General features: G+C 66.0%; 13 protein-coding genes. 4 read left to right on the top strand and 9 right to left on the bottom strand.

What is annotated here, in order from left to right:
* Positions 1–263 precede the first annotated feature (263 nt).
* From M9H71_RS05205 to M9H71_RS05235, 7 genes are all read right to left on the bottom strand, one after another.
* On the bottom strand, positions 264–1,010 hold the full coding sequence (locus M9H71_RS05205; RefSeq protein WP_455404017.1) for an SDR family NAD(P)-dependent oxidoreductase: 747 nt from the start codon (positions 1,008–1,010) through the stop codon (positions 264–266).
* 36 nt (positions 1,011–1,046) lie between these two features.
* Complete coding sequence (locus tag M9H71_RS05210; protein WP_455404018.1) at positions 1,047–2,009, bottom strand: sugar kinase; 963 nt, start codon at positions 2,007–2,009, stop codon at positions 1,047–1,049.
* Positions 2,010–2,039: 30 nt separating this feature from the next.
* Complete coding sequence (locus M9H71_RS05215) at positions 2,040–2,726, bottom strand: L-fuculose-phosphate aldolase (protein ID WP_110786455.1); 687 nt, start codon at positions 2,724–2,726, stop codon at positions 2,040–2,042.
* A gap of 78 nt (positions 2,727–2,804) precedes the next feature.
* Positions 2,805–3,374, bottom strand: coding sequence for a peroxidase-related enzyme (locus M9H71_RS05220; RefSeq protein ID WP_455404019.1), 570 nt, complete (start codon positions 3,372–3,374; stop codon positions 2,805–2,807).
* Between the two features lie 14 nt (positions 3,375–3,388).
* The gene (locus M9H71_RS05225) at positions 3,389–5,698 is read right to left on the bottom strand and encodes a molybdopterin-dependent oxidoreductase (RefSeq protein ID WP_455404020.1); all 2,310 of its coding nucleotides are present in this window, start codon (positions 5,696–5,698) and stop codon (positions 3,389–3,391) included.
* Positions 5,699–5,731: 33 nt separating this feature from the next.
* The gene (locus M9H71_RS05230; RefSeq protein WP_164606102.1) at positions 5,732–6,499 is read right to left on the bottom strand and encodes a CoA transferase; all 768 of its coding nucleotides are present in this window, start codon (positions 6,497–6,499) and stop codon (positions 5,732–5,734) included.
* Positions 6,499–7,305 (bottom strand): CoA transferase subunit A, encoded by an 807-nt coding sequence (locus M9H71_RS05235; RefSeq protein ID WP_455404021.1) that lies wholly within the window; start codon positions 7,303–7,305, stop codon positions 6,499–6,501. Before M9H71_RS05235 ends, M9H71_RS05230 begins: the two co-directional genes overlap by 1 nt.
* A 244-nt stretch (positions 7,306–7,549) precedes the next feature.
* Between M9H71_RS05235 and M9H71_RS05240 the strand changes: the two genes are divergently transcribed.
* From M9H71_RS05240 to M9H71_RS05255, 4 genes are all read left to right on the top strand, one after another.
* Positions 7,550–8,695, top strand: coding sequence for an ABC transporter ATP-binding protein (locus M9H71_RS05240; RefSeq protein ID WP_455404022.1), 1,146 nt, complete (start codon positions 7,550–7,552; stop codon positions 8,693–8,695).
* Entirely contained in the window at positions 8,692–10,485 is a 1,794-nt protein-coding gene (locus tag M9H71_RS05245) for an ABC transporter permease subunit (RefSeq protein ID WP_455404023.1), read from the top strand. Before M9H71_RS05240 ends, M9H71_RS05245 begins: the two co-directional genes overlap by 4 nt.
* Positions 10,486–10,515: 30 nt before the next feature.
* Positions 10,516–11,604: an extracellular solute-binding protein gene (locus tag M9H71_RS05250; RefSeq protein WP_455404024.1), complete on the top strand. Its 1,089-nt coding sequence runs from the start codon at positions 10,516–10,518 to the stop codon at positions 11,602–11,604.
* Between the two features lie 81 nt (positions 11,605–11,685).
* On the top strand, positions 11,686–12,441 hold the full coding sequence (locus M9H71_RS05255) for an IclR family transcriptional regulator (RefSeq protein ID WP_455404025.1): 756 nt from the start codon (positions 11,686–11,688) through the stop codon (positions 12,439–12,441).
* 113 nt (positions 12,442–12,554) lie between these two features.
* Here the strand turns inward: M9H71_RS05255 and M9H71_RS05260 are convergent, their stop codons facing one another.
* Both M9H71_RS05260 and M9H71_RS05265 read right to left on the bottom strand, forming a co-directional pair.
* Positions 12,555–13,721, bottom strand: a complete 1,167-nt coding sequence (locus M9H71_RS05260) for an acyl-CoA dehydrogenase family protein (RefSeq protein WP_455404026.1) — start codon at positions 13,719–13,721, stop codon at positions 12,555–12,557.
* A 158-nt stretch (positions 13,722–13,879) separates the two neighbouring features.
* A complete protein-coding gene (locus tag M9H71_RS05265; protein ID WP_455404027.1) occupies positions 13,880–14,923 on the bottom strand; it encodes a GMP reductase in 1,044 nt (347 codons plus the stop codon).
* Positions 14,924–14,941 lie beyond the last annotated feature (18 nt).

Raw genomic sequence — 14,941 nt, forward strand, 5'->3', positions numbered from 1 at the left:
CATCATGCCTCACCTGCGCATCACGGCGGGCGCGTCGCGGCCAAGATCAATCGGATACCGGAGATGCTGGTCGGGTTGCGGAAGCCGGGCAGTTCGCGACGATAATATCGCCCAGCTGCAGTGTGCGGACAGTTGCCGCGCGGAGGCGCGCAAGCTGTCGCGACGCGCCGTCGAACACGCGAGGCACAGTACTCTGGTCGTCGCGCCGCCCGCAGGATGCTCAACGCTGCGCGGGGGCCGCGCAGCGCAAGTCTGTTGAGCCATCAGCTATAGAAAATGCCGCCGTCGACGTTCAGCGCCTGGCCGGTGACGAAGGCGGAATCGTCGGAGGCGAAGAAGGCCACCGGGCCGACGACGTCTTCCGGCTCGCCGAGACGGTGCAGGTCGGTGATCTTCTCGAAATACGTCACCCGCTCCGGATCGCGCAAATTGTTGCGGCCCATCTCGGTCTGGATGATGCCGGGGCAGACCGCGTTCACAGTGATGCCGTGGCCGCCGAATTCCATCGACGAGACGCGGGTGAAGCCGACCACCGCCGATTTCGACGCCGCGTAGTGCGACTGGCCGGGGCCGCCGGTGCGCGCCGCCAGCGACGCGATGTTGACGATGCGGCCGTAGCGCCGCTCCTTCATGTGCACCACCACCGCCTGAGTCATCTGGAACACGCCGCGGACGTTCACCGCAAAGGTCTGATCCCAATGCTCCGGCGTGGTGTCGTCGATCATGGCGAGGCGCAGGATGCCGGCATTGTTGACCAGCACGTCGACATGGCCGAGTCCGGCGACCGCCTCAGTCACCGAGCGCTGGCAATCTTCGATCTTGCTGACGTCGGCAAGGATCGGAAGGCACTTGCGGCCGAGCTGCTTCACCTCCTCGACGGTCTCGCGCAGCACGCTTTCTTGTGCGGCGATATCGGTGAGCGCAAGATCGTAGCCGCGCTGAGCAAGGCCGAGCGCGATGGCGCGGCCGATGCCGCGGCTGGCTCCGGTGACGATGGCATGTCTGGTCATGAGGGGTCCTCGAAACGTTCCGATCCGGATTGATTGTCAGTGGGCGCGGGCGCCGCGCACCGGCAGCGTGTTCATCGCCTTCACGGTCTCCTCGAACGACACGAGGTTGGCGCCGGAGCCGAGGCCGGTGGCGACGATCGCGGCCGTGGCGGTCGCCAGCCTGGCGCAGTCCTCGAGATCCCAGTCGCGGACCAGGCCGGCGATGAAGCCGCCGGTGTAAGAATCGCCGCAGCCCGAAGTGTCGCGCACGGTGATGTCGAACGCCGGCACGGTGAACTGCCGGCCGTCGCGCGTCATCACGAACGAGCCGTGCTCGCCGAGCGAGATCGCGCAGGCGCCGGCGCCCTTGCCGATGAAGTAGCCCGCGCAGGTCGCAGGATCGTCGCTGCCGATCAGCGCGTGGGTTTCGTCGATGCTCGGCATGAAGAAGTCGGTATAGGGCATCAGCGGCTCGAGCAGAGGCAGAGTTTCGCTGCGCGCCTGAATCAGATCGACCGTGGTGATGCAGCCGGCCGCCTTGGCGTCGCGCAGCAGCGACACCGTCGGTTCCCCGTCCATCGCCAGCAGCGAGCCGACGCCGCCGAGATGCAGCACTTTGCTGCCGCAGGCGACCTTCTGGGCTTCGGGCGAAATCTTCCAGCGCGCCGAAGCGCCGCGCGCGTGCAGCACCGGCCGCGAGCCATCGGGCCGGATCGGCAGGATGGTGGCCGAGGTCGGCGCGCCGGCGATCTTCTCCATCACCGAGATGTCGATGCCCTCGCGCGCCATCGCGTCCAGCACCCAATCGGCCTTCTCGTCGGTGCCGACCGCGCCGACTGCGAGGGCCTTCAGGCCAAGCCGGGCGCAAGGCACCACCGTGCCGCCCGCCGTGCCGGCGACGGTGAGACGTATTTCATCGATCAGCGCGCGGCCGCCGCCGACCGGGATTTCGGTGACCGGCACGCCGAGAATGTCGAGGATGTAGGTGCCGCAGACGCTGACGTCGTGGGGATGGGCCATGGAGCAAGCCTTGCGCAGGTTTGGTTGTTGTCAGTTGGAGGTCTTCGGAGCGCGGTCGCTGTCGCGCAGGCCGTACTGGCCCCAACGCTTCAGGATGCTGTCGACCTCGTCGTCGGAGAGCAGCGGCGGCGTGCCGATCTGCAGGCAGCCGTGATACTGCTTGGCCAGCACCTCGACGGTGCCGGCGAGCCACAGCGCCCGGCGCAGGTTCGGACCGATCGCGATCAGGCCGTGATGCGCCATCAGGCAGGCGCGGCGATAGCGCAGCGCTTCCAGCACGGTCTGCGACAGCTCGGCGGTGCCGTACTGCGCGTAAGGCGCGCAGGGGATGTCGTTGCCGCCGCCGGCTGCGATCATGTAGTGGATCGCCGGAATCGCCCGGTTCATGATCGCGATGATGGTGCAGAAGATCGGATGCGCGTGCACCACCGCATGGGCTTCCGGCTTCTCGCGCAGAATGTCGAGATGGAAGCGCCACTCGGTCGAGGGCACCCGCCCCTCCGGCGCGGTCCACGAGCCGTCCCACTTCATCGCCACGATGTCTTCGGGCTGCATCAACTCGTAGGGCACGCCGGACGGCGTCACCAGGATGCCGTCCTCGGTGCGGACGCTGATATTGCCGGAGGTGCCCTGGTTGATACCGAGGGCCGTCATCTCGCGGCAGGCGTCGATGATGGATTGCCGGGTCGCAACGTCTGCAGCGCCGGGAAGCGTCATGGGGGGGTTCCTCAAAGGTTGGCCGCTGCGGCTCTTGCCGGCCGCTGCGCATCGTCGCGGAAGCTCGAACGAGGCGCCTCAGCGCCCCATCGCATAGAACTCGTCGTTCGGCCGCATGCTGGTGACGTTGGCGAGGCGGTTCGACATGCCGAAGAACGCGGCGATCGCCGCAATGTCCCAGATGTCTTCCTCGGTGAAGTCGTGGCGCTTCAGCGCTTCGATATCTGCATCGCCGACTTCGTAGGCCTGAGCCGAGACCTTCATGGCAAAGTCGAGCATCGCGCGCTGCCGCGGGGTGATATCGGCTTTCCGATAGTTCACCGCGATCTGGTCGGCGAGCAGCGGGTTCTTGGCGCGGATGCGCAGGATGGCGCCGTGCGCGATCACGCAATACTGGCACTGGTTGGCGTTGCTGGTGGCGACCACGATCATCTCGCGCTCGGCCTTGGTGATCGGGCCCGGCTTGTCCATCAGCGCATCGTGATAGGCGAAGAAGGCGCGGAATTCGTCGGGGCGATGCGCCAGCGTGAGAAACACGTTGGGCACGAAGCCGGACTTCTCCTGCACCGCCAGAATGCGGGTGCGGATGTCCTCCGGCAGGCTGGCGATCTCCGGAACCGGGAAGCGGCTGATGGCGGGCTTGGTCATGGCGCTGTCTCTCTTTAGGCGGTCGCGAGGGCGACCAGCTTGTCCTGATATTCGTCGAAAGCGTCGCGTTGATCTGCGATGTGCGGCTCGGCGCGGACCAGGCAAGTATGTGCCGAGCAGCCCTGGCCGAATTGCGATGTGCCGATGTCGAGCGTCAGCACGTTGGGATTGCCGGCGACTTCGAGGCCGTTCTCGTCGCGCGGCGTGAACCAGGCGCCGGTCGGCAGCACAAGTACGCCGGGGCGGACCGCGTCGGTGACGGTCGCGGTCGCCAGACAGGCGCCGCGGGCGTTCCAGATCCGGATGGTCTGGCCGTCCTCGATGCCCCGCTCCGCCGCGTCCTGCGGATTGAGCTTAGCCTGTTCACGGCCGTTGCGCTTGGCCGCCACGCTGGCGACGCCGGTTTCGATCTGGCTGTGCAGCCGTCCGACCGGCTGATGCGAAATCAAATGCAGGTCCGGAGCTTCGCCCTTGCCGAGCCATTCGGCCGGCTCGAGCCACGCCGGGTGCGGCGGGCAATCGTCATAGCCGAGCCCGGCGAGCGTGCGGCTGCCGAGCACGATCTTGCCGCTCTCGGTGGCGAGCGGGTGAGCCGCAGGGTTGGCGCGGAACTCGGCCAGGAAGGTGTGCTCGGCGCGCACCGGGCAGCGGGCGTAGCCGCGCTCCCAGAAGCTGTCGAAGTCGGGCATCTCAAATCCGTGGCGTCCGACCGCGTCCTGCCGCACCTCTTCGTAGAGATGCCGCACCCAGCCGATCTCGTCGCGGCCTTCGTTGAAGCTGTCGGCGACGCCGAGCTTGTCGGCGATGCGATCGAAGATCTCGAAATCCGGCAGCGACTCGCCGACCGGCGCGATCGCCCGCTTCATCGCGATGACGAAGTCGGAGCGGCGGTTGCCGGCGAGATCGTTGCGTTCGATCGACGTCGTCGCCGGCAGCACGATGTCGGCGCGCTGCGCCGTCGCGGTGAACATCGGATCCTGGACGATGATGGTTTCCGGCCGCGTCCACGCTTCGGCGAGCCGGTTCAGATCCTGATGGTGGTGATACGGATTGCCGCCGGCCCAATACACCAGCCGCGTATCCGGATAGGTCTGCGTCTTGCCTTCGTAGGTGAAGGTGCCGCCCGGATTGAGCAGCATGTCGCTGATCCGCGCCACCGGGATGAAGCTGTCGATCGGCCGCGTCAGTTGCGAGATCGCCGGCGACTTGCCGATGTTGAACGGCGAACCGACGCCCCCGAGCGATCCGTAACCGAAGCCGACCCCGCCGCCCGGCAGGCCGATCTGGCCGATGATCGAGGCGAGCCCGATCGCCGCCCAAAAGGGCTGTTCGCCATGATGGGCGCGCTGCAAGCTCCAGCTCGCGGTCAGCATGCTGCGGGTCTCGACCAGACGGCGCGCCAGCTTGCGGATGGCCTCGGCATCGAGGCCGCAGATCTCCGCTGCCCAGGCCGCGTCCTTGCGGACGCCGTCGGCCGAGCCGTCGAGATAGGCCAGCAGTTGTTCGGCGCCGCTGGTGCAGCGATCGAGAAAGGCGCGGGCGTGGCGGTCCGCCAGCACGATCTCGCCGGCGAGGCCGAGCATCAGCGCCGCATCGGTGTTCGGACGGATCGGCCACCACTCGGCGCCAACCCACTCCGGCATATCGTCCTTCAGCGGCGAGACGTGCACGATGCGGATGCCGCGATCGACGATCTTGCGCAAATACGACTCGACCCGATGCACCCCGATGCCGCCGGCTTCGGTCTGCGCGGTGCGCGGCGACAGCGCGCCGAACACCACCAGCGTTTCGGTGTGGTCGGCGATGGTGTCGAGCGTGTTGGCGCGGCCGTCGCAGGCATCCGAACTGCCGAGCGTATGGCGCAGGATCACCGGGCCGGCGGCGATCGAATAGGTATCGACGTGGCGGGTGAAGCCGCCGACCAGATTGAGCATTCGCTTCAAGAGCGACGAAGCGTGATGCAGCCGGCCCGAATTGGTCCAGCCATAGGAGCCGGCGAAAATCGAGGCGTTGCCGTAAGTCGTCGAGACACGGCGGATTTCATCCGCCACCAGCGTGGTGGCTTCGTCCCAACTGACTGGTACGAACTTCTCGGCGCCGCGCTTGCGCCGGTCGCTGTGCTCGCGCTTGTCGAGCCAGCCGGCGCGCACCAGCGGCCGCGGCACCCGGCGCTTCGGATTGGCCCATTCCGGCACCGAATGAATGATCGGCGACGGCGCCGGATCGTGCGCGAACGGCTCGACGCCGACGATGCTCCCGTCCTGCACCAGCAGCGTATAGGCGCCCCAGTGGCTGCAATGCGGGATACGCTTGATCTCACTCACACGCCATCTCCGTGGGATTGCTCGCCGATCGGCTCAGGACGCATGGGACAGCGGCTGAGCGATCTCGCGCCGCATCTGGGCGGCGAAGTCCGGATAGGTCTCCGCGACCTCGTCATAGACGCGCTCGCGCAGCAGCTTCAGGACCTGCGGATCCGGCAGCGCGGTCTGCGCCGGCGTCTCATCGTGGGCGAACTTGAATCCGGTCGCCTCTTTGATCGCAGCAAGATCATAGCCGGGGTGAACGCTCTGTAGGTCGAAGCCGCGGCGGTCCTTGTCGAAACGGAACAGCGCCTTGCTGGTGAGCAGCGCGATCGGGCCGCCGGGGCGATACACGCCCTCGTCGCTGAGGCCGGGCGCGCTGATGAAGTCGACCTTCTCGACCATTGCGCGCGGGGTATGCTCCTCGCGGAACAGGATCACCCGCGGCACCACGTAGTACAGATAGGCCGACCCGAACGAGCCCGGCCAGCGCACCTGCGACTGCGGATACTCGCCGGCCCCGACCAGGTTGATGTTGCCCTGGCCGTCGATCTGGCCGCCGCCGAGGAAGAACGCGTCGATGCGGCCCTGGCCGGCGCAGTCGAACAGTTCGGCCGAGCCGTTGGTGAAGAAGTTGTGCTCGACCGAACCGAGGATCGAGATCCGTGGTCCGGTCTCGCCGGCCTGCTGCTTCAGCGCCCGCAGCAGCATTGCGCCCGAGGCCGGGATCGGCGAGGAGGCGCCGACCGCAACGTGGCGGACGCCGTCGAGCAGTTTGGCGATGGTGCAGATCAGGATCTCGCGCGGATGAATGTCGGTCATCAGGCGGGCTCCATCTGCGTCGTCGCCATATAGTCGGCAAAACCTTCGGCGGTGCGCGCCGCGCGGGCGTAGCGGACGAGTTCTTGGGTGTCGGCCGGATATTCGCCCCACAGCCCGTAGGGCCGGGCGCCCTTCGGAGCGTGCGCAACTTCGGTGACGTAAATCGCCGGCAGCACGCCGGCTGCGGTGATCTCGTTGGCGAGCAGGCTCTCGTCCACGATTCGCTCGACGGTCACCAGCGTGATCGCCGACGCATAGGCCATCGCGGCAAGCTCGCGGCGCCGGCCGATCCAGACATTGCCGAAGCGGTCGGCCATCGGGGCGTGGAAAATGGTGACGTCCGGCTTGATCGCGGGGATCAGCACCACCGGATCGCCGCCATCCGCCAGCGGATTGTCGATCACGCGCCAGTCCTTGCGATGCCGCAGGATGTCGCTGCCGATCAGCCCGCGCATCGGCATGAACGGGCTGCCCTTCTGCGCCGCCATCAGACCGGCGTGGATCGCCGGGCAGGTCGCGTCCATCAGCTTGATCGAGCCGTCCTTGACGGCGGCGTTGAACCGCGGCGCGCCGCCGGCCTCGCCGAGCGTCACCGCGCTGGTCTCGACGGTGCGGACCAGGCCGGAGCCGATCAGCTGATCGACCTGAAGGCCGCCGGTCGGCACGCAGATGAGATGGAGGTTGCCGGTGTTACGTTCGATGATCGGGCGGGTCATCGCCATCGAGACGCCGGCATAATCGACCGGCAGCCCCAGCCGGATTCCCGGCTCCACATACTTCGCCAGTCCGCGAAGATCGCTCGCCACGATCCACCTCCCGATTTGTTGTTCTATATTGTAGAACGTCTTTCCAAATAAAATTAGTCGCGCTGCCGAGCGTCTGTCAATGCCGATCGTGCCGCCGCGCTGCAGGATGCGGCCGCCGGCTCGCACCACCGCGTCACAGCACGCGGTCCCCCGACTTGACAACGCGGAGACGGCCGCCAAGAATAATTGGAATAGCGTTTCATAATATAGAACGACGAAGTCGGAACTGATCAGGGAGGGAACGATGGCCGAGCCAGTGGCTCTGCGCGCAGGGAGTTTCGGCGCGCGAGGTGCAGCATTGCAGGCCGCGCAGACGCGGCAGGTCATCGGCTCCAGCATCGCGGTGCGCGAGGCCGAGAAGCGCTACGGCCAGTTTCACGCGGTCGACCGCATCAATCTCGACATCGAGCCCGGCGAATTCATCACCCTGCTCGGCCCCTCCGGCAGCGGCAAGACCACGCTGCTCAATCTGCTCGCCGGCTTTCAGTCTCTCGACGGCGGCGAAATCCTCGTCGACGGCAAGCCGGTGCACAACGTGCCCACGCACAAGCGCGGCTTCGGCATGGTGTTTCAGAGCTACGCGCTGTTCCCCAACATGACGGTGACGCAGAACGTCGCGTTTCCGATGCGGATGGCCGGCGTCGATCGCGCCACCACCGCACGTCGCGTCGCCGAGACGCTGGAAATCATGCGGCTGTCGGCGCACGCCGACAAGGCGCCGTCGGAAATGTCCGGCGGCCAACAGCAGCGCGTCGCGATCGCGCGCGCCATCGTGATGCGGCCGAAGGTGGTGCTGATGGACGAGCCGCTCAGCGCGCTCGACCGCCGCCTGCGCGAATCGATCCAGATCGAAATCCGCGATCTGCATCAGACCATCGGCAGCACCATCCTGTTCGTCACGCATGATCAGGGCGAGGCGCTGACCATGAGCGATCGCATTGCTGTGCTCGATGCCGGCAAGATCGTGCAGATCGGCCGGCCGCTCGACATCTATCGTCATCCCGCCAATCGCTTCGTGGCCTCGTTCGTCGGCGAGAGCAATCTGATCGAAGCCGAGATCATGCAGAAGCGCGGCACCACGGTGACGCTCAAGAACCGGTCCGGCTACGTGTTCGATGCCGAAAGCCGCGACGCCATCGACGTCGGCCGCGTCACCGTGCTGGTGCGGCCGGAGCGGATCGCGATTGCGGACGAAGCCACCGCGAATTCGACGCCGGTGACGGTGACCTCGGCGATCTTTCTCGGCGAGACCCTACGCATCGAGGCGGAGATGGAAAGCGGCGAGACGCTGCTGGTGCGCTGCCCCGACAGCGCCAAGCGGCCGCTGCCGAATATCGGCGATCGTCTGCACGTCAGCTGGGGCCCGGAAGACTGCTGGGTGCTGGCATGACGACGCTTTCGCTGACCGACGAGCCACGGCGGCAGCCGACCTCCAGCCTGGCGATGAAGCTGAAGAACCCGGCGCTGCTGCTGCTGCCGGCGGTGGCATTTTTGGGCTTCATCTATCTGCTGCCGTTGATCGACCTGATCCGCATCAGCATCAGCGGCCCGAGCTGGCTGACCTATTTCGAGCGCGTGTTCGCCGTGCCGCTGTACTGGGAATCGCTGGTCCGGACCATGCAGATCTCGGTCACGGTGGCGTTCCTGTGCCTGCTGTTCGGCTATCCGACCGCGCTGCTGATTCATCGCACCCGTGGTCTGACGCGTGCGCTGATCGCCACCGCGATCGTGCTACCCTACTTCATCGCGATCCTGATCCGCACCTACGCCTGGATGGTGCTGCTCGGCCGCACCGGACCGATCAACAAGCTGCTGGTGGCGATCGGCGTGCTGGGCGAGCCGGTGCAACTGCTGTTTCATCGCGGCACCGTGCTGCTCGGCATGACCGCGGTGCTGCTGCCGCTGATGGTGCTGACGATCTATTCCAGCGTGTCGCGGCTCGATCCCGGCCTGACCCGCGCGGCGCTCGCCTCCGGCGCCGGCCCGATTGCGGTGTTCTGGCGGGTGCTGCTGCCGCTGACGCTGCCCGGCATCGGCGCCGGCTTCCTGCTGGTGTTCGTCGCGGCGATCGGCTTCTTCATCACCCCCACCCTGCTCGGCGGGCCGGGCGATCAGATGTTCGCCATGCACATCACCCAGCAGGCGGATTCGGTGACGTCCGAAGGCTTCCTGCAGGCGCTCGGCGTGGTGCTGCTGCTGATCACCCTGGCGGTAGTGGCGATCGCCGGACGCTTCCTCGGCCTGGAATTCATCTGGGGCGGACGCAAGCTGACCGAGTCGACCGCCGCGGGCGCGACGCGGAAGGCAGCGAACGATCCGGCCCGCCGCACCATCGGCAGCAGCGTCGCGGACGCGATCGGTTGGCCGCTGCTGCGGCTGCTCGGCATGCTGCCGGCCAGTTTCGGCACCTGGACGGTGCGACTGATGGGCGGCCTCGTCGTCGCCGTGCTGATCCTCCCCATTGTCGTGGTGATGGTGATCTCGTTCAGCAGCGCCAGCTACCTGACCTTCCCGCCGCCCGGCTTTTCGCTGCGCTGGTACGAGCAGTTCTTCTCCGACACCAACTGGATGCGGGCGTTCTGGACTTCGGCGATGATCGCCTCGGTCTCGGCCATCATCGCGGTCGGTCTCGGCACCTGTGCGGCGCTCGGCATCGTCCGCGGCGATGTCCGCGGCAAGTCCGCCATCATGCTGCTGCTGGTCAGCCCGATCATCGTGCCGCCGGTGGTGCTCGGCCTGTCGCTGTACACGCTGTTCCTGAAGTTCGATCTGATCGGCTCGGTGTTCGGCCTCGCCGCCGCCCACGCGATCGGCGGCCTGCCGATCGTGGTGGTGATCCTGGCGGCCGCGCTGCAGGGCGTCGACAAGCGGCTCGAACAGGCCGCCGCGGTGCACGGAGCCTCATCGCTGACCGTGCTGCGGCTGGTGACGCTGCCGGCAATCGCGCCGGGTCTCGCGGCGGCGACGTTCTTCGCCTTCCTGCATTCGTTCGACGAACTGGTGCTCACGCTGTTTCTGTCGAGCGCGCAGCTCAAGACGCTGCCGCTGATGCTGTGGGGCGACATCAACTACCGACTCAATCCGGTGCTGGCGGTGGTCTCGACGCTGGAAGTGCTGCTGGTCGTGGGAGGGCTGTTCCTCGCCCGGCCGGTGCTTGCAACCTCGCAAAAAGCGAGCTGACGACAAATCAAACCACGAGGGAAACGCAGAATGTTGGGATTGAAACGATTCACGCTGCCGGCCTTGGCTTCGGCGGCCGTCATCGCCCTGGGGGCGGCGACCGCCACGGCCCAGAGCAATGTCGTGATCATGCAGGATCCGGGCGGCGGCTACGGCGATGCGCTGCGCAAGGTGATGTACGATCCGTTCGAGAAGGAAACCGGCATCAAGGTCGTCACCGTGCAGGAGGCCCGCAGCGGCCCGCGCATCAAGGCCCAGGCCGAAGCCGGCAAGGCGCAGTGGGACCTGACCTTCATCTTCGACCAGGAAACCAAGCTGCTCGGCGATTGCTGCCTGGCCGACATCGACTACTCGAAGCTGTCGGAATCCGCCCACAAGACTCTGGCTGCGATGCCGGACAATCTGAAGCGCAAGAAGGGCGTCGCGCTGCAGGTGATCGGCGTCGGCCTCGTCTACAACAAGGACAAGTTCAAGGGCGACAAAGCTCCGCAGACCTGGGCCGACTTCTGGGACGTGAAGAAGTTTCCGGGCCGCCGCTGCATGCCGGCGTGGCCGCGCTTCACCTTCGAGGCCGCGCTGATGGCCGACGGCGTCAGCAAGGACAAGCTGTACCCGATCGACATGGATCGGGCGCTGAAGAAGCTGAAGGAAATCAAGCCCTACGTCGTCAAGTGGTGGACCACTGCCGCGCAGCCGCCACAGCTCCTGCTCGACGGTGAAGCCGATATGTGCCTGGCCTACACCGGCTCGATGAGCAAGCTGGCGCTCGAAGGCGCGCCGATCGACCTCACCTTCAACCAGGGCTTTGTCTATTACGACTTTTTCTCGATTCCCAAGGGCGCGCCGAACTACGACAATGCGCTGAAGCTGCTGTCGTGGCGGCTCGATCCGAAGCGCGCCGCGCAACTGACCTCCACCTTCCCGGTGGCGCTGCCGTCGAAGGTCGTGTTCGATGCGGCGACCGACAAGAACATCGCGCGATATTGGGCCAACAACCCCGACAACGTCGCCAAGGCGATCGAATGGAGCCCGGACTTCTGGGGTGCGAAGTCACCGGCGGGGAATTCCACCAATGAAGAATACGGACAAGAAAAGCTGAACGCGATGCTGGCCCAGTAAGCCGGCGCACTGCAAACTCGGACCGGCAGTTACGACTGCCGGTCGTCATTTCCAGCAAAGAGATATTGCCCGGCCGCCTGAATGGACAAAGCTTTCATCAAGGGACTTCGACTGCTCGAGACCCTTGCGCTCAGCGAGCAGCCGCGCGGCGTCACCGACCTCGCCAACCAGCTCCAATTCACCAAGAGCAACGTGCACCGGCTACTCGTGACCTTGCAATCTCAGGGTTACGTCCGCCAGATCCCACCGCACAGCACCTACGAGCTGACCACCAAGCTGTGGGAGCTCGGCCATCACGTCATCCAGCGCATGGATCTGGTCCGGATCGCGCGTCCGGCAATGACCAGGCTCGCCGAGGTCACCGGCGAGACTGTTCATCTGTCGGTGCTCGACGGCACCGAGGTTCTGTACGTCGACAAGATCGAAAGCGCCCATCACATCCGCGCCCACACCAGTGTCGGGATGCGCGCGCCGGCTTTCACGGTCGCGACCGGCAAGGCGATGCTGGCGCGGATGCCCGACGACTATCTCGAGATCCTGCGCCCGCATCTGAAGCGCTATACGGATTCGACCCGCACCACGATCGAGGATCTGCGCGAGGACATCCGCACCATTCGGGCGCAGGGCTATGCGTCGGTGCTGCACGGCGAATGGCGCGAAGGCATCGCCGCCTGCGCCTGCGCCATCATCGGCCGCTCCGGCGAACTGATCGGCGCGATCGGGATGTCCGGCCCGGACATCCGCGTCAAGCGCAAGCAGATCAAGGAATACTCCGTCCACGTCGTGGAAGCCGCCCGCACCATCGGCATCGCGCTCGGCCACGGGGCCACCAAATAGACGCCTTGTAGCCTTATCAGCGCGGCCGGCGGACTGCTGGTCCCGAAGGCTATGCCTGCGCGATCAGGCCGATCTCGTCAGTGCCGTGCCCCACCCCGCCTGGTGCTAGACGGTCAGTACGATTTCGCCAGTCCGAGCACTTTTTCGGCGATGAAGCTGAGCGCGAGCTGCGGGCTGACCGGCGCGATCCGCGGGATCATCACTTCGCGCAAATAGCGCTCGACATGATACTCCTTGGCGTAACCGAAGCCGCCATGGGTCATGACCGCCTGCTCGCACGCCTGAAAGCCGGCCTCGCCGGCCAGATACTTCGCCGCATTGGCGGCGGCGCCGCAGGCCATGCCCTGATCGTATTGCCAGGCGGCCGACATCACCATCAGCCACGCCGCTTCGAGCTCGACCCAGTTCTTCGCCAAGGGATGCTGGATCGCCTGGTTCTGGCCGATCGGGCGGTTGAACACGATCCGGGTCTTGGCGTAGTCGGCCGCGCGCGACAGCGCCAGCTTGCCGAGCCCGACCGCTTCGGCGGCGATCAGGATGCGTTCCGGGTTCATGCCTTCGAGGATGTAGTGAAAGCCCTTGCCTTCCTCGCCGATCCGATCGTCGACCGGGATCTCGAAATCCTCGAAGAACAATTCGTTGGAGTCGACGATCTTGCGCCCCATCTTCTCGATCTCGTGCACCTTGATCTTGGTGCGATCGAGATCCGCATAGAACAGGCTGAGTCCGTGAGTCGGTGACTTCACCTCCTCCAGCGGAGTGGTGCGCGCGAGCAGCAGGATCTTGTTGGCGACCTGCGCGGTCGAGATCCACACTTTCTGACCGTTGACGACGTAGCGGTCACCCTTGCGCACCGCGCGGGTCTTGAGCTGCGTGGTGTTGAGGCCGGTGTTGGGCTCGGTCACCGCGAAGCAGGCCTTGTCGCGACCGTCGACCATCGGCGGCAGCATCCGCTGGCGCTGCTCGTCGGTGCCGAAGACGACGACGGGATTGAGTCCGAACACGTTGATGTGCACCGCCGAGGCGCCCGACATGCCACCACCGGACTCCGAGATCGTGCGCATCATGATCGCCGCCTCGGTGATGCCGAGACCGGAACCGCCATAGGCCTCCGGCACGCAGATGCCGAGCCAGCCGGCGTCGGCGAGCGCCTTGTGGAAGTCGTGCGGAAAGCCGCCCTCGCGATCCTTCTTCAGCCAATAGGCGTCATCGAAGCCGGCGCAAATCTTGGCGATCGCGTCGCGAATGGCTTCCTGCTGATCGGTAAGTGCGAAGTCCATGGATTGGCTCTTGTTGGTTGGCGGTGGCGCGTTTCCCCGCGCGCTCGCGTGAACGCACGCGCGCGGGCCGCACAATGCCATCTGCGCTCACGCGCGCAAGCGCAATCCAACCTCGCCGCGGCGCGTATTCCGAGCCACGGCAAAATGCACAACGAAACTCAGCGGTCGAACACCGTGTTGCGCTGAGCATTGACCAGAATGAAGGTGGTCCGTTTCGGGATCTCCTTCAGGTTCTCCGCACCGATATAAGTCATCGCCGAACGCAGGCCGCCGGCGATCTTCTCGACCGTGCCACGCACGTCGCCGCGATACGGCACCTCGACGGTCTTGCCTTCGGCCGCGCGATAGTCCGCGACGCCGCCGTGGTACTTGTTCATCGCGGTCTCCGACGACATGCCGTAGAACACCATGCTGGTCGGTGTCTTTTGTCCGTCCTGCTCCACGTATTTCCGTTCGCCGCCGCATTCGTCGTGGCCGGCCAGCATGCCGCCGAGCATGACAAAATCGGCACCGCCGCCATACGCCTTGGCGAGATCGCCCGGCACGACGCAGCCGCCATCCGAACAGACATGGCCCTTGAGCCCGTGTGCCGCGTCGGCGCATTCGATCACGGCCGAGAGCTGCGGATAGCCGACGCCGGTGAGATCGCGCGTCGTACACACCGAGCCGGAGCCGATGCCGACGCGGACGATGTCGGCGCCGGCGATCACCAGCGCTTCGGTCATCTCGGCGGTCACCACGGTGCCGGCCATGATGATCGCGTCCGGATTCTCGTCGCGCAGCTTGGCCACCGCGCGCACGAAGGCTTCAGTGTAGCCGTTGGCGACATCGATGTTCAGCATCGGCACCTTGACCTTGGCCTTCACCGCGGCGAGCCGCTCCCAATCGGCCGCGCCGGTGCCGACCGTGACGAACACGTTGGCCTCCTCGTCGCCGGCGAGATACTCGGCCAGCCGGTCCGGATGATGGAACTTGTGCAGGGCGACCAGCGCGCCGAACGGCTTGAACGCGCGGGCCATCTCCAGCGTACCGACAGTGTCCATATTGGACGCGATCAGCGGAAATCCTGTCCAGGCGCGGCTGGAATGGCGGAAGCGGAAGCTGCGCTTGATGTTGGCCTCGAACCGCGACGACAGCACCGAGCGCTTGGGCCGGATCAGCACATCGCGAAAGTCGAGCTTGGGGTTCAAATCGATGTGCACGCACGCCACTCCCGGTTT

Source organism: Rhodopseudomonas parapalustris (genome assembly GCF_053772255.1).

Excerpts from the sequence above, each read along its gene's own strand:
- M9H71_RS05205 (WP_455404017.1), bottom strand. The coding sequence starts at position 1,010 with ATGACCAGACATGCCATCGTCACCGGAGCCAGCCGCGGCATCGGCCGC.
- M9H71_RS05210 (WP_455404018.1), bottom strand. The coding sequence starts at position 2,009 with ATGGCCCATCCCCACGACGTCAGCGTCTGCGGCACCTACATCCTCGAC.
- M9H71_RS05215 (WP_110786455.1), bottom strand. The coding sequence starts at position 2,726 with ATGACGCTTCCCGGCGCTGCAGACGTTGCGACCCGGCAATCCATCATC.
- M9H71_RS05220 (WP_455404019.1), bottom strand. The coding sequence starts at position 3,374 with ATGACCAAGCCCGCCATCAGCCGCTTCCCGGTTCCGGAGATCGCCAGC.
- M9H71_RS05230 (WP_164606102.1), bottom strand. The coding sequence starts at position 6,499 with ATGACCGACATTCATCCGCGCGAGATCCTGATCTGCACCATCGCCAAA.
- M9H71_RS05240 (WP_455404022.1), top strand. The coding sequence starts at position 7,550 with ATGGCCGAGCCAGTGGCTCTGCGCGCAGGGAGTTTCGGCGCGCGAGGT.
- M9H71_RS05245 (WP_455404023.1), top strand. The coding sequence starts at position 8,692 with ATGACGACGCTTTCGCTGACCGACGAGCCACGGCGGCAGCCGACCTCC.
- M9H71_RS05250 (WP_455404024.1), top strand. The coding sequence starts at position 10,516 with ATGTTGGGATTGAAACGATTCACGCTGCCGGCCTTGGCTTCGGCGGCC.
- M9H71_RS05255 (WP_455404025.1), top strand. The coding sequence starts at position 11,686 with ATGGACAAAGCTTTCATCAAGGGACTTCGACTGCTCGAGACCCTTGCG.
- M9H71_RS05260 (WP_455404026.1), bottom strand. The coding sequence starts at position 13,721 with ATGGACTTCGCACTTACCGATCAGCAGGAAGCCATTCGCGACGCGATC.